Source organism: Paraburkholderia sp. BR10872 (assembly GCF_040965835.1).
Lineage (GTDB): Bacteria > Pseudomonadota > Gammaproteobacteria > Burkholderiales > Burkholderiaceae > Paraburkholderia > Paraburkholderia nodosa_A.
On sequence record NZ_JBFRCN010000020.1, the window covers coordinates 112,600 to 126,934 of the forward strand.

General features: G+C 66.5%; 13 protein-coding genes. 7 read left to right on the top strand and 6 right to left on the bottom strand.

From position 1 onward, the window contains the following. Positions 1 to 298: 298 nt before the first annotated feature. Positions 299 to 2,011: a DEAD/DEAH box helicase gene (locus AB4Y43_RS17800; RefSeq protein ID WP_342945851.1), complete on the bottom strand. Its 1,713-nt coding sequence runs from the start codon at positions 2,009 to 2,011 to the stop codon at positions 299 to 301. A gap of 412 nt (positions 2,012 to 2,423) precedes the next feature. Next, positions 2,424 to 2,693, bottom strand: coding sequence for an acyl-CoA-binding protein (locus tag AB4Y43_RS17805; RefSeq protein WP_342945850.1), 270 nt, complete (start codon positions 2,691 to 2,693; stop codon positions 2,424 to 2,426). 196 nt (positions 2,694 to 2,889) lie between these two features. Between AB4Y43_RS17805 and tsaB the strand changes: the two genes are divergently transcribed. The 4 genes from tsaB to AB4Y43_RS17825 all read left to right on the top strand — a co-directional run bounded on the left by tsaB (position 2,890) and on the right by AB4Y43_RS17825 (position 6,287). Further along, on the top strand, positions 2,890 to 3,699 hold the full coding sequence (gene tsaB / locus AB4Y43_RS17810) for a tRNA (adenosine(37)-N6)-threonylcarbamoyltransferase complex dimerization subunit type 1 TsaB (protein WP_368728417.1): 810 nt from the start codon (positions 2,890 to 2,892) through the stop codon (positions 3,697 to 3,699). Continuing rightward, entirely contained in the window at positions 3,696 to 4,190 is a 495-nt protein-coding gene (rimI, locus tag AB4Y43_RS17815; RefSeq protein WP_069265597.1) for a ribosomal protein S18-alanine N-acetyltransferase, read from the top strand. The genes tsaB and rimI overlap by 4 nt, the downstream gene beginning before the upstream one ends. Next, a complete protein-coding gene (locus AB4Y43_RS17820; protein ID WP_368728418.1) occupies positions 4,177 to 5,244 on the top strand; it encodes a uracil-DNA glycosylase family protein in 1,068 nt (355 codons plus the stop codon). Before rimI ends, AB4Y43_RS17820 begins: the two co-directional genes overlap by 14 nt. An 83-nt stretch (positions 5,245 to 5,327) precedes the next feature. After that, the gene (locus AB4Y43_RS17825) at positions 5,328 to 6,287 is read left to right on the top strand and encodes a DUF1853 family protein (RefSeq protein WP_368728419.1); all 960 of its coding nucleotides are present in this window, start codon (positions 5,328 to 5,330) and stop codon (positions 6,285 to 6,287) included. 16 nt (positions 6,288 to 6,303) lie between these two features. On the opposite strand, the gene thiD is transcribed toward AB4Y43_RS17825, so the two are convergent. Then, a complete protein-coding gene (gene thiD / locus AB4Y43_RS17830; protein ID WP_342945846.1) occupies positions 6,304 to 7,110 on the bottom strand; it encodes a bifunctional hydroxymethylpyrimidine kinase/phosphomethylpyrimidine kinase in 807 nt (268 codons plus the stop codon). Positions 7,111 to 7,226: 116 nt separating this feature from the next. After that, positions 7,227 to 8,537 (bottom strand): lysophospholipid transporter LplT, encoded by a 1,311-nt coding sequence (gene lplT / locus AB4Y43_RS17835; RefSeq protein ID WP_069265601.1) that lies wholly within the window; start codon positions 8,535 to 8,537, stop codon positions 7,227 to 7,229. A 220-nt stretch (positions 8,538 to 8,757) separates the two neighbouring features. Here lplT and alr point away from each other — a divergent pair, with 220 nt between their 5' ends. The 3 genes from alr (at position 8,758) to AB4Y43_RS17850 (ending at position 11,626) form a co-directional block, all read left to right on the top strand. Continuing rightward, positions 8,758 to 9,828, top strand: a complete 1,071-nt coding sequence (gene alr / locus AB4Y43_RS17840; protein WP_069265602.1) for an alanine racemase — start codon at positions 8,758 to 8,760, stop codon at positions 9,826 to 9,828. A gap of 16 nt (positions 9,829 to 9,844) precedes the next feature. Then, a complete protein-coding gene (gene radA / locus AB4Y43_RS17845) occupies positions 9,845 to 11,221 on the top strand; it encodes a DNA repair protein RadA (protein WP_069265603.1) in 1,377 nt (458 codons plus the stop codon). 141 nt (positions 11,222 to 11,362) lie between these two features. Continuing rightward, a complete protein-coding gene (locus AB4Y43_RS17850; protein ID WP_042265827.1) occupies positions 11,363 to 11,626 on the top strand; it encodes a DUF2866 domain-containing protein in 264 nt (87 codons plus the stop codon). 67 nt (positions 11,627 to 11,693) lie between these two features. On the opposite strand, the gene AB4Y43_RS17855 is transcribed toward AB4Y43_RS17850, so the two are convergent. Both AB4Y43_RS17855 and AB4Y43_RS17860 read right to left on the bottom strand, forming a co-directional pair. After that, a complete protein-coding gene (locus AB4Y43_RS17855) occupies positions 11,694 to 12,932 on the bottom strand; it encodes a CaiB/BaiF CoA-transferase family protein (RefSeq protein ID WP_342945844.1) in 1,239 nt (412 codons plus the stop codon). A gap of 66 nt (positions 12,933 to 12,998) precedes the next feature. Then, positions 12,999 to 14,335 (bottom strand): ATP-binding cassette domain-containing protein (locus AB4Y43_RS17860; protein WP_368728420.1); only part of this gene is annotated, 1,337 nt, incomplete at its 5' end.

Sequence of the window (14,335 nt, forward strand, 5' to 3'; positions counted from 1 at the left end):
ATAAGAGTCTAGGCAAATCGTTCGACGGGCAACAGGCGGGCAATGGGCTTTTTGAAGGTTTTTTATTTAAACAAAATCAATGTGTTATTCAATTTGTTTTGTGATGTGAAACGCAATTTTCCATCTTGCAATGGGTCTCTTTGTGCCACGCAGCACGATTTTTTACGAAGCAAAAAAATTTTTCACATCGTGAAATCTACGCGGAGATAAAAAAAGACCGGTGCCTAAGCACCGGTCCTGGGTATTTCGCTGTGGCGGCGGGGCGGCTCGAAGGCCGCGCCACGCCGTTTCAGGCGATTTAGCTGTCGCGACGCGCGCCACGCGGGCCGTCGTTACGGCGCGCGCCGTAACCGCCACCGCCTTCGCGCGAGCGGCCGTAGCCTTCGCGTTGCTGGCCGTAGCCGCCTCGGTTACCTTCGCCGCGCGAGCCGCCGCCGAAGCCGCCTTCACGCGAACCCGAGTTGTAGCCGCCTTCGCGGGCACCGTAGCCGCCGCGCGAGCCTTCCGGCTTGTTGCCCCAGCTGTTGCCGTTGCGATCGCCGCCGTTGCCGCCATTGCCGCCACGGGCGCCGTAGCCACCCGGCTTGCCGTTACCGTTGCCGAAGCGACGGCCACCGCCATTGCCGCCACCCGGGCGACCGCGGCCGCCAAAGCCTCGGTTGGCCGGCGGCGCCTTGCGCGGCTCGAAGCCTTCCACGACGTTCACCGGCAGCGGCGAACGCACGAAGCGCTCGATACGCTTGAGGGCGCCTTGCTCGGCGTGATGCACGAGGCTCACCGCGGTGCCCGAGCGGCCGGCACGGCCGGTACGGCCGATACGGTGCACGTAGTCTTCGGCGAACTTCGGCAGGTCGTAGTTGAACACGTGCGTGATGCCGGGGATGTCGATACCGCGCGCCGCGACGTCGGTCGCGACGAGTACGCGCACGCGACGCTCGCGCAGCGCACGGATCGTGCGGTTACGCGCGCCTTGCGGCAGGTCGCCGTGCAGCGCGGCGCTTTCGAAGCCAGCGTCGGCGAGCTTGCCGGCGAGCTGGTCAGCGTCCATCTTGGTCGCCGTGAACACGACAGCCTGGTCGAGGCTCTCGTCGCGCAGCAGATGGTCGAGCAGACGATCCTTGTGATCGCGGTCGTCCACGTAGTGCACGGTTTGCGCGATGTTCGAGGCTGCCTCGACCTTGCGCACGATCTCGATGCGCTCCGGGTCCTTCAGCAGGCGGCCGGTGATCGAAGCGATCTTGCCGTCGAGCGTGGCCGAGAACAGCATCGTCTGACGCGTTTCGGGCGTAGCGGCGACGATCGTGTCGATGTCGTCGATGAAGCCCATGTCGAGCATGCGGTCGGCTTCGTCGAGCACGAGCATCTTGAGTTCGGACAGGTCGATGCGGCCGCGCTCGAGGTGATCGAGCAGACGGCCCGGGGTCGCCACGAGAATCTCGGGGTTCTTTGCGAGCAGCATCAGCTGCTGGCCGTAAGCCACGCCGCCGAGAATGCTGACCGTGCGCAGGCGGCGCAGGTGCTTGCCGTACGTCGAAGCAGCCGTGGTCACCTGCATCGCGAGTTCACGCGTGGGCGTGAGGACGAGGAGACCGGGGCGTGCCACCGGTTGCGGACGGCGCTGGCGGCGATCGCCTTGCGGGCCGTTCGCGCCTTGCGGGCGCGGCTCGCGCGGCTGGGCGGCCAGGGCCTTCTGGATCTGCGCGAAGCGCTCGATGGCGGGCAGCATGAAGGCTGCGGTCTTGCCCGAACCGGTCGGGCTCGAGACCAGCAGGTCGCGTCCGGCGATGGCGACAGGAATGGCGCGTTCCTGCACCGGCGTCGGAGCCTTGTAGCCCGCTGCGATCAGCGCGGAGACGATCTCCGGCGACAGACCGAGTGCCGCGAACGCCGCACCGTCGGTCACATCGGCGGCCTGCGCGGGGGCTTCAACGGAAGTGTCGGCGGCGGCGGAAAGACCGAGGGCCTGATCGGCGATTGCGTCCAGGGGGCTTTGGGTATTGCTCGAAGTCATGAAAATCCTTGTTACACAGGAAATAGAACGTCGGCGCCAATCGGCATACCCAAGTCGTCGGATTTTGCGAACAAATCGAAAAACGGGGGCAATCCGCACACAATGGCGGATTTTTCGTTAGAAGCTGTTTTGGGTGCGGCTCAGGCCGGGATTGGCCAGCCGCCAGCCTGATATTGACGGCCCCAAAAAAAGGGCCATGGCAGGGGGGGACAGGTTCTAAACTGGATTGGAGCTTAACGCTACGAGGCGTTGTGCTGATCGAACGAGCGACCGGAGCACAACGCAGCGCGCAGTATATCTCGTTTTGTTGCGACGCGCCAGAGCGACGCACCGCGAGGGCACGGGTGCGGCGGCGTGACGCAGTGGACGGGCCGCCTCAACTCGTCACGCGCGCCTTGTCAGTTGCGCGCGTTCAGCTTGTGGCGCCGCTCTTGAGCGATTCAACCAATTCTACGTATTGCTGCCTGGCCGTTTCCTGCGCGGTGCCTTGCAGCGCGGCCCACGCTTCGTACTTGTACTTGCCGACGATATCCGTGAAGCCGGGCTTGTCGCCGTGCACGTCGCCTTCGGTGGCCTGCTTGAAGAGTCCATAGAGGCGCAGCAGCGTCAGATTGCCGGGGCGCTCCGGCAGTTGCTGCACGTCTTGCTGGGCTTGGGCGAACTGAGTGTTCACGTCGCTCATGATTGTTTCCTCCGCATAGGGGTTCAGGTCAGCGCGCCGATGGTAGCAGCGCAAACCCCGGAAAAGCTGGAGCGATTCCTCCACTCGTGCCGGGCACGGGTGGGCCAGAGGAGGCCATGACGCCTGACGCTTGTGCATCCGCCGGTTGGCGAGAGCCCTGGGCCCGCGCGGAGGGCGGGGCATTACAATAGCGCTCATGACCGAAACCGTGCTGCTTGCCCTCGATACTTCGACCGAATATTGCTCGGTCGCGCTGCTTCGCGTCGCCCCTGGCGGCGCAGATCTTTCTCCCTCTACCGGCGGCGAGGCTGCTACCGCGTCGCGCTCGGAAGTCAGCGTCTGGGTGCGCCACGAAGCCACCGGTGCCGTCTCCAGCACGCGGCTCCTGCCGGCCATTGGCGAATTGTTCGACGAAGCCGGCCTCACGCTCGCCGACTGCGACGCGATCGCGTTCGGCGCGGGCCCGGGCTCCTTCACGGGGCTGCGCACGGCGACGGGCGTGGCACAAGGGCTTGCGTTCGGCCTCGATATCCCGGTGGTGCCCGTGGGCACGCTGCTCGTGTGTGCGGAGAGCGCGAGGCTGCGCGATCCCGCCGCGACCCGCGTGCTGGCCGCGCTCGACGCGCGCATGGACGAAGCCTACTGGGCCGACTACGCGTGGGATGCCGCAGCCGGCGACTGGCGCGCGCTGCAGGCCGCATCGCTCGACTCGCCGGAGCATATCGCCGCGCCCGACGCGCCGTTCACGCTGGCGGGCAACGCCGCCGCAGCGTTCGGCGCGCGCCTGACGGCCGCCGCCGCCGCGCGCACGATCGACGCCGAGGCGCTCCCGCACGCGCTGCCGCTGGCGCACGCGGCGTTGCGCGCGTATCGCGCGGGCCGCACGCAACCCGCCGACCAGGCTGCGCCCGAATACGTGCGCAACAAGGTCGCGCAGACCACGGCCGAGCGCCTGGCCGCGAAGGCTGCCGCTCACGGTGGCGCAGGCGGAGAGGGCGCGCAATGAGCGGCGTGCTCATGACCGACCGCTACCTGTCGCCGATGACCGAAAGCGACCTGGACGAAGTCGCGATCGTCGAGCGTTCCGCCTATGAGTTTCCGTGGTCGCGCGGCAACTTCGAGGATTCGCTGCGCAATGGCTACTACGGGCTGTGCATGCGCCATGTCACCGGCACGCTGATCGGTTATTGCGTGCTGATGCCCGTGGTCGACGAGATGCATCTGCTGAATCTGTGTGTTGCGCCTCAGGCGCAGGGCGCGGGCGCGGGGCTCGCCATGCTGCGCGAGGCGGTGCGCATTGCGCGCACGCAGGGGCTCGAAGGCCTGCTGCTCGAAGTCCGGCCTTCGAATCACCGGGCAATCCGGCTGTACGAACAGTTCGGCTTCGTCACGATCGGCCGCCGCAAGAACTACTATCCGGCCCGGCACCACAGCCGCGAGGACGCACTCGTGATGCGTTTTTCTTTTGCAGGGGAGGGCGCGGATGTCGCTCGATGAGATCGCGCTGGAGGAGCTTGGGCTCGCGCCGCGCTGGGTGCGCAAAGGGGCGCGGGGTGCTGCGCCGCTCGAAGCAGTGCGCGAAGATGAGGCCGCTGCGCCGCTCGAAGCAGTGCGCGAAGATGAGGCCGCTGCGCCGCTCGAAGCAGTGCGCGAAGATGAGGCCGCTGCGCCGTCGTCCGCGGTGACACGCGCGCAAGCCGAGGCGCCGGCGGCGCCGGTGGTGCCGGTGGTGCCGGTCGTGCATCGTCCGGTCGCTGCGGCGGAGCCGTCCGAAATACACCCGGCCGCCGCGGAGCGCTCGCAAGCACCGCAGCCCGTTGCGCGCGCTGCTTCGCCATCGACGCCCGCATCGCGTTCATCGGACGAACCGCCGCCCCTCACCCACGAAGATTTCGCCTGGTTCGACACAGTGGCCCAGCCGGTTCTGCCTCACGACGCCGAGCCGGCGCAGGCTGACGGCGCACCGCGCAACGATGTCGCGACGCTCGACTGGGACGCGCTCGCCGAATGCGTGGCCTCGTGCACGCGTTGCCGCCTGTGCGAGAAACGCACCAACACCGTGTTCGGCGTAGGCGATCGCGCGGCCGACTGGATGCTGATCGGCGAGGCGCCCGGCGAGAACGAAGACCGCCAGGGTGAGCCCTTCGTCGGGCAGGCCGGCAAGCTGCTCGACAACATGCTGCGCGCGCTCTCGCTCGCCCGTGGCGAGGACGTCTATATCGCGAACGTCATCAAGTGCCGCCCGCCTGGCAACCGCAATCCGGAACCCGACGAGGTCGCGCGCTGCGAGCCGTATCTGCAGCGGCAGGTGGCGCTCGTGAAGCCGAAGATCATCGTCGCGCTCGGGCGTTTCGCGGCGCAAAGCCTGCTCAAGACCGATGGCAGCATCGCGTCGCTGCGCGGACGCGTCCACGAATACGAGGGCGTGCCCGTCATCGTCACCTATCACCCCGCTTATTTGCTGCGCAGCCTGCACGACAAGGCGAAGGCCTGGACCGACCTCTGTCTCGCCCGCGACACCTGGCGTGCGGCGTCCGGTGGCGAGCAATGAACGCTGCGCGGCCCGCGAACGTATCCGGCGCCCAATGTGCCGGGGGCGACGGCGGGCCGCAAGACGATGCTGGGTCTCAGCGTGTGCCTGGTAGCGGCGCGAACCGCGACATACTCGATCGCCTCGCCGATCCGGCCGTGCGCGATCTCGCGTGGCTGCTTTTCAGCGCGGATCTGTTGCGTGCGCAACCACCGCTAGCTCCATTGGCGCAATGGTGCGCCGATGCCGATGAAGCGCGCGCCACACGCGACTGGCTCGCGCAACTCGATCGCGATCCGGCGCGGCTGCATGAAGCGCTCATGGCCGCGCCGACGCACCGCCTCGGCCGCTATGCCGAAAATCTGCTGGGATGGTTTCTCGCGCATGGACCGGCGGCGCAGCTCGTCGCGCAGAACGTGCCGCTGCGCCGTGCGGGGCTCACGCTCGGCGAGTGCGATTTTCTCGTGCGCACGCGGGCCGGCGAACGTCTGCATTGGGAGCTGGCGGTGAAGTGCTACCTGCACGCAGGACCGGGCGGTGACGCACGTGCGTCGCTCGCCGAATTCGTCGGGCCGAATCTGCGCGATCGCTTTGATCTGAAACTGACGCATCTGCGCGACCGTCAACTGCGTTTAAGCGCACACGAAGAATTCGCTTCGCTGGGCTACGAAGGCCATTGGCTCGCGCAGATGTTCGTGAAAGGCTGGCTCTTCTACCGGGCGGGAGAGGGGGCGCCGTCACGGGTGGAGGACGCCCCCGAGCTGACCGCAGATCATGGGCGTGGCTGGTGGGTGACGTGCTCGGACTGGCCGGCGTTCGCCGGGCAACAGGCCGCCGATGGCTGGAGCGTCCTGCCGAGGCTCGCATGGCTCGCGCCGCGCAGGCTGGCGGACGCGCCCTGCGTCGACCCCAACGCGTTACTCGACGCGTTAGCCCGGCCAGACGAGCCCGCGCTGATTGCGGCATTCACGCCCGACAGCGCAGGCGGCTACCGCGAACAGTCGCGCGGCTTCATCGTTCCCGACGACTGGCCTGCGCGCGCCGCGGCATTTGCACGTCAATAAGCGCGCGCAAGCACGCTCACCACCAGCGCCAGAAGTGATGCACGGGTCCGACGCCATGACCGACGTCGAGCCGCTCACTGGCCTCGAGCGCCGCCGTCAGATACTGCTTGGCTTCGCCAATGGCCGTTGCGAGCGTCCCGCGCTGCGGCCACAGTGCGGCAATCGCAGACGAGAGCGTGCAGCCCGTGCCGTGCGTATTCGTGACCGGCACGCGCGGGCCGCCCAGGCGCAGCGTGCCGCCGGCTTCGATGAGCCAATCGGGGCTGTCCGCGCTGCCCAGATGCCCGCCTTTCATGAGCACCGCCTGCGCCCCGAGCGCGCGCAGCGCTTCGCCTTGCTCGACCATTGCGGCTTCGTCTGCGGCGGGCGGCACGCCGAGCAGCGCCGCGGCCTCCGGCAGATTCGGCGTGACGACGCCCGCTAGCGGCAGCAGCTCCTCGCGCAGCGCAGCGACGGCTTCGGGCGCGAGCAGGGCGTGATTGCTCTTCGAGATCATCACGGTGTCGAGCACGACGCGCGGCGGCTGATGGCGGCGCAGCGCATCGGCGACGGCGCGCACGATCTGCGCGTTGGCGAGCATGCCGATCTTCACGGCGTCGATGCGGATGTCGTCGAACACAGCGTCGAGCTGCGCGGTGACGAAGCCCGCGTCGGGCGCGTGGATTGCGGTGACGCCGCGCGTGTTCTGCGCGGTGAGCGCCGTGATGACGCTCGCGCCGTACGCGCCGAGCGCGGAGAACGCCTTGAGGTCGGCCTGAATGCCCGCACCGCCGCCCGAGTCGGAGCCGGCGATCGTGAGAACGTTGGAAATCGGTGAAGTCATGGCAGCGTCAGGTGCGCGTCGCGCGCGGCCGGGTCGACAAGACGTGCCGCGCGTGCGCAGGGAAGGATCGATTCAGCAGAGGTGCTGGCCGGACGGTGTGCGGTCAGGCGCGCCCATCAATGCCTGTGATTTTCGCCGATCAGCGCGACCGAGTCGAACGAGCGTTGATTCGCCTGGTGGCGGCGCATCACGAGCCACATCATCAGACAGACGAACGTGCCGAACAGCACGATCACGATCGTCACCGGCACGTCGAGCCAGACGAGCACGGCGTAGAGGCACAGCATCACGAGCACCGAGAGGTTCTCGTTGAAGTTCTGCACGGCGATGGAGTGGCCCGCGGAGAGCAGCACGTGGCCGCGGTGCTGGAGCAGCGCGTTCATCGGCACGACGAAGAAGCCCGAAAGGCCGCCTACGACCATGAGGAAGATGTACGCAAAAATCAGGTAGCCGGGAATGCGCATGTGGCCGATATGCAGGCCCCAATGCGGCGGAAAGAGATGGCGCGTGTAGAACGCCATGAGCATGACCGCAAGACCCATGATGATGCCGACCGGCAGCACCGAGAGCGACTTCTTGAGCGGCACGCGCGCGGCCGCGATCATGGCGCCGGCCGCCACGCCCACGGCCACCACGGCCTGCAGCACAGCGCCTTCGGAGAGCGACATGCCGAGTGAGACTTCGGCCCACTTGAGCACGATGAATTGCAACGTCGCGCCCGCGCCCCAGAAGAGCGTCGTGACCGCGAGCGAGATCTGCCCGAGCTTGTCGCGCCAGAGCGTGTTGAAGCAGTCGGCGAAGTCGCTGATGAGGCGGATGACACCGTGCTGCTGGCGCGGGTAGCGTGCGCCGGTGTCGGGAATGCGCAGATTGAAGAGGGCGGCGATTACGTAAATCACCATGATGACGACCATCGCGGCTTCGGCGGGCGTGCTGATCGCGGCGGGCGTATGGCGCAGCACATGCGACGCGATGTGGGGGCTGATCAACGCGCCGCCGAGCACGGTGCCGAGAATGATCGAGCCGACTGTCGTGCCCTCGATCCAGCCGTTGGCGGCGACGAGGCGCTCAGGCGGCAGCAGCTCGGTCAGGATGCCGTACTTGGCGGGAGAATAAGCCGCAGCCCCGAAACCCACAACGCCATAGGCGAACAAGGGATGGGTGCCTGCCAGCATCATGGCGCAGCCCACGACCTTGATCGTGTTCGTGATGAACATCACGCGGCCCTTAGGGCGGGAATCTGCGAAGGCGCCGACGAAGGCGGCAAGAACGACGTAGGAGAGGACGAAGAACAGCTTGAGCAGCGGCGTCATCCAGTTCGGGGCGTGGAGGTCTTTCAGCAGTGCAATTGCAGCGATGAGGAGCGCATTGTCGGCCAACGACGAAAAAAACTGCGCGGCCATGATGGTGTAAAAGCCTTTTTTCATCTGATGCGATGCTTTCCTCGCTGCGGTCCGTCCGCCCCGGACGGGTGGGAGGCATCCGGGCTTATTACGTTCGAAATGGGTTGTGCGCAGGGCTTTATATCACGAAAATAGGTGTATTCGGACTAGCACAATCCTTGAGCGCCCGTCAGGCGGGCCTGCGGGGCGCTGAAAACACCCTGTAAGCTCCTGATTCAAAAGCGTCTTTGCGAAAAAATCTCCCATGCCGCGCCCCCTCTCAGCAACGATTCATACCGCCGCTCTCGCCAATAACCTCGCCGTCGTCCGCCAGTACGCGCCAAAGTCGAAAATCTGGGCCGTGGTGAAGGCCAACGCCTACGGGCACGGGCTTGCGCGCGCGTTCCCCGGCCTGCGCGCAACCGACGGTTTCGGCCTGCTCGACCTCGAGGAGGCCGTGAAGCTGCGCGAACTCGGCTGGGCGGGGCCGATCCTGCTGCTCGAAGGTTTCTTCCGGCCGACCGACATCGACGTGATCGACCGCTACAGCCTCACGACCGTCGTGCACAGCGACGAGCAGATGCGCATGCTCGAAATGGCGCGTCTGTCGAAGCCGGTCAACGTCCAGCTCAAAATGAACAGCGGTATGAACCGGCTCGGCTACACGCCGGAGAAGTACCGCGCCGCATGGGAGCGTGCGCGTGCCTGTGCAGGCATCGGCCAGATCACGCTGATGACGCACTTCGCCGACGCCGACACGCCGCGCGGCGTCGGCGAGCAAATGGAAACGTTCGAGCGCGGCGCGCAAGGCATTGCCGGCGCGCGCAGCCTCGCCAATTCGGCCGCCACGCTGTGGCATCCTTCGACGCACTTCGACTGGGTGCGCCCCGGCATCATTCTGTATGGCGCTTCGCCATCGGGTTTCGCCTCGGCGCTCGAAGGCACAGGCCTGCAACCGGCCATGACGCTCGCGTCGGAACTCATCGCCACGCAGCATGTGGCTGAAGGACAGACCGTCGGCTACGGCTCGATTTTCACGGCGCGCAAGCCCATGCGCATCGGCGTGGTGGCGTGCGGTTACGCCGACGGCTATCCGCGCGTCGCGCCCGAAGGCACGCCCGTGATCGTCGACGGCGTGCTCACGCATGTGGTGGGCCGCGTCTCGATGGACATGCTTACCGTCGACCTTACGCCAGTGCACACCGCGGGCGTGGGCGCGCGCGTGGAGCTGTGGGGCAACAATCTGCCCATCGACGACGTCGCGAAAGCCTGCGGCACGATCGGCTACGAGCTGATGTGCGCCGTTGCGCCGCGTGTTCCTGTGCGGGCCGAATAACGCCATGGCAAAGAGCATGGCGAAGGTCAAGACACTGTATACATGTACCGAATGCGGCGGGCAGGCTCCCAAATGGCAAGGCCAGTGCCCCGCGTGCGGCGCGTGGAACACGCTCGTGGAGGGCGTTGCCGAAACGGCGAGCAGCCACCGTTTCCAGTCGCTCGCGAAGAGCGCCCCGGTGCGGCGTCTCGCCGATATCGAGGCGTCCGACGTACCGCGCTTCACGACCGGCGTGGGCGAGTTCGACCGCGTGCTGGGCGGCGGCCTCGTCGCAGGCGGCGTGGTGCTGATCGGCGGCGACCCCGGCATCGGCAAATCGACGCTACTCTTGCAGTCGCTCGCGCAAATCGCGGCCGAGCGTCGTGCGCTCTATGTAAGCGGCGAAGAATCGGCGGCGCAGATCGCGTTGCGCGCGCAACGACTGGCGCTGCTCGACCCCGGCTCCATGGCGAGCGAGCTGCAACTGCTCGCCGAGATCCAGCTCGAAAAGATCCAGGCGACGATCGAGGCCGAGAAGCCCGACGTCGCGGTCATCGACTCGATCCAGACGATCTACTCCGAAGCGCTGACTTCCGCGCCCGGCTCGGTCGCGCAGGTGCGCGAGTGCGCGGCGCAGCTCACGCGCATCGCGAAGCAGTCGGGCACGGCGATTATCATGGTCGGCCACGTGACGAAGGAGGGCAACCTGGCGGGTCCGCGGGTGCTCGAGCACATCGTCGACACCGTGCTGTATTTCGAAGGCGACACGCATTCGTCGTTCCGGCTCGTGCGCGCGTTCAAGAACCGCTTTGGCGCGGTCAACGAGCTGGGTGTGTTCGCGATGACCGAGAAGGGCCTGCGCGGCGTGGCGAATCCCTCGGCGCTCTTTCTCTCGCAGCACGAGCAGAGCGTGCCGGGCTCCTGCGTGCTCGTGACCCAGGAAGGCTCGCGTCCGTTGCTCGTCGAAGTGCAGGCGCTCGTCGATACGGCGCACGTGCCGAATCCACGACGCCTCGCCGTCGGCCTCGAACAAAACCGGCTCGCGATGCTGCTGGCGGTGCTGCATCGCCATGCCGGCATCGCGTGCTTCGATCAGGACGTGTTCCTCAACGCCGTGGGCGGCGTGAAGATCACGGAGCCGGCCGCCGATCTCGCCGTGCTGCTCGCCATTCATTCTTCGATGCGTAACAAGGCGTTGCCCAAGGGTCTGATCGTTTTTGGCGAAGTCGGGCTCGCGGGCGAGATCCGACCCTCGCCGCGCGGGCAGGATCGTCTGAAGGAAGCCGCCAAGCTCGGGTTTTCATGCGCCCTGATTCCCCGCGCCAATGCGCCGAAACAGCCGATCGAAGGTTTACAGGTGATTGCGGTGGAGCGCCTCGAGGAAGCGATCGACCGGATACGCGAACTGGATTGAGCGGGCCGCGCACGTGCAGAAGGCCTGTACTGGCGCGTAATGATTAGTAACAACCCTGGTTCCGGCTGTAACCATTTCAGACTGCGATTTCCCTATCCTTGGCGCGGTGTTCAACCCGTGTCGAGCGGAAAGGATAGCGACTTGAAACAGACTGATACGTCCTTCGGCGGTCGTTCGATCGTCGTGCGCGGCTGCCGGGTGTCCGAGCCGCTCATGCAACCTTGGGGCAGCACGTGCCGCATCGTCGAGTGGATCGATGGCGACGGGCGCATTTCGCGCCGCGTGGTAGCAGAAGACGTGACGGCGGCCGAAGTGCGCAGCACCATTGCGCACCACGTGGAAGGCCGCAAGTACGTCATGTACGACGACGAGCGGTCGCCGCGGCAAACGCTGCCGCGACGCTAAACAAATATGGGCGCTGCGATGCGCCCATTTTTCATTATGCTCAGGGGGATGCGGGTTACGGCGAGGACTAGCCCCAAGGGCCGTAAGTGAAGGGCTTCTTGCCGCCAGGCGCGCCCGGCGTGTCGGTGCCTTGGCCTGGTTGGGCGGGTTGGACCGGTCGGGCAGGTTGGGCGGCATGCGTACCTTGCGGGTGAACACCTGGCTGAAAAGGCGCCGCCTGCATACCGGGCGTGGCCTGCTGGGTTTGCCTCGCGGCCATTTCGTCCATCATGGCTTGCAGCACGTCGGCGTTGAAGAGGGGATGGCGCGACGCCTCGCCTGGCGTGAGGACGGGCGATACACAGGTGTCGATCGCCTCCAGACGGTCGATCCAGGTCTGCAGCGACTCCGACTCGATAATGGCCGCCAACTCGCGCGTGAGCGCCGCGGCATCCGCGCCGCCGATCGCCTGACCGAGGCTCCAGTGGCGTTCGGCCCAGTCGTCGCGGCCAATGGCCCGGCACAGCGTCTGCCAGAACTTCAGTTCGAGCGCGCCGACGGCGAGCCACCGCCCGTCTTGTGTGCGATAGAGGTTGTAGCAGGGCACGCCGCCGTTGAGCAGACCGCCGCCCGGCTGCAGCGCCGCGGCGTCGTCGTTGGCGAGCGCGACCTGGGCGACCACGTTGTGCGCGTAGCTCGCGTGCGCCATCGAAACATCGACGAAACGACCCTCGCCGCCGCGCGCCACCTGCCAGAGCGCCGCGAGAATCTGGGTGACCGCACTGAGTGCGCCGCCAAGCAGGTCGGCAATCTGGAAGTTGGGCAGCACCGGCACGCCGTCGCGCGCGGCCAACTGGTCGAGCACGCCCGAATAGGCGACATAGTTGATGTCGTGGCCAGGATGGCCGGCGAACGGGCCGGTTGTGCCGTAGCCCGTGATCGCGCAGTAGACGAGTTTCGGATTGACCTTGCGCAATGCCTCGTAGCCTACGCCGAGGCGGTCCATCACACCGGGCCGGAAGCTTTCGACGAGCACGTCGGCGTCGCGGGCAAGCGCAAACAACACCGAACGGCCGCTCTCGGTCTTCAGATCGACTCGCGTTTCGCGCTTGCCGCGATTGACGAGGCGATAGAACGCGCCGGGGCGCGCGGCCACTTCGTCCACTGCGCTTTGCATCATCACGCGCGCCGCGTCGCCTGCACCGGGCGGCTCGATTTTCAGGACATCGGCGCCCATTTCCGCGAGCCGCAACGTGGCCACGGGCCCAGGCAAGAGGCGGGTCAGATCCAGTACGCGAAGGCCCTGCAATGCGGCGGGTGACGACACTCGTGGCTCCCTGGCGAAAATACCTGGCGAAAGCGCCTGGTGGCGCGATGGTGAAGCAGCGTTGCGCTAGCCGATCTGCTCGAGTTCCTCGTGCGCATCGAGCCATTCGGCTTCGAGCGTTTCGAGGCGCGAGGCGACTTCGGCCTGGCGGCGAATCGCGTCGGTCAGGCGGCTCTTCTGCTGAGGCTCGTAGCTCGCCGGGTCGGCGACGAAGGTGTCGAGCGTGCTCTTTTCGCTGTTGAGCGCATCCATTTCCTTTTCGATCTTGCCGATTTTCGCCTGTAACGGCTTCTTCAGGTGCGCAACCTTCTGGCGCTGCCCGGCTTCCTGGCGGCGCTGTTCCTTGCGATTGACGCCATCGGCGGCACCTGCGCCATTTGCCGCATCCGCCGTGCCGGAAGCGGCCTCCTTGAGCGCCGCGCGTTGCTCGGCCGCGTGTTGCAGCAGCCAGTCGCGGTAGTCGTCGAGGTCGCCGTCGAACGGCTGCAGACGGTGCTTCGCCACCAGCATGAACTGATCGGTCGTGGCGCGCAGCAAATGCCGGTCGTGCGACACGAGGATCAGCGTGCCTTCGAACTGCGCGAGCGCCATGGTGAGCGCATGCCGCGTTTCGAGGTCGAGGTGGTTGGTCGGCTCGTCGAGCAGCAGCAGGTTGGGCTTTTGCCAGATGATGAGCGCGAGCGCGAGGCGCGCCTTCTCGCCGCCCGAGAACGGCGCGATGGGCGCCGTGGCCATTTCGCCGGGGAAGTTGAAGCCGCCGAGGAAGTCGCGCAGCTCCTGCTCACGCGTGTCGGGTGCGAGACGGGCGAGATGCTGGAGCGGCGAGTCGTCCGGGCGCAGCGTTTCGAGCTGGTGCTGCGCGAAATAGCCGATTTGCAGGCCCTTGCCCGTGCCCATCTCGCCGGAGAGCGCCGCGAGCGTGCCCGCGAGCGTCTTGATGAGCGTGGACTTGCCCTGGCCGTTCGCACCGAGCAGGCCGATACGCTGGCCGTTCTGGATCGAGAGCGTGACGCGCTCGACGATGGGCGTTTCGCTGCCATCTTCAGCCCGATAGCCGCAGCGCACGTCTTCCATCACGAGCATGGGGTTGGGCGCGGAGTCGGGCGTGCGGAATTCGAACGTGAACGGCGAACTGGCGTGCGCCGGTGCGATCAACTCCATCTTTTCCAGCGCCTTCACGCGGCTTTGCGCCTGGCGCGCCTTGGTGGCCTTGGCCTTGAAGCGGTCGATGAAGCTTTGCAGATGGGCGACGGTGCGCTGCTGCTTTTCATAGGCGCTTTGCTGGAGCGCCAGTTGTTGCGCGCGCAGGATCTCGAACTGCGAGTAAGTGCCGCCGTAACGCTTGATCTGCTGGTTCTCCAGATGCAGCGTGACGTTGCAGATCGAGTCGAGGAATTCGCGGT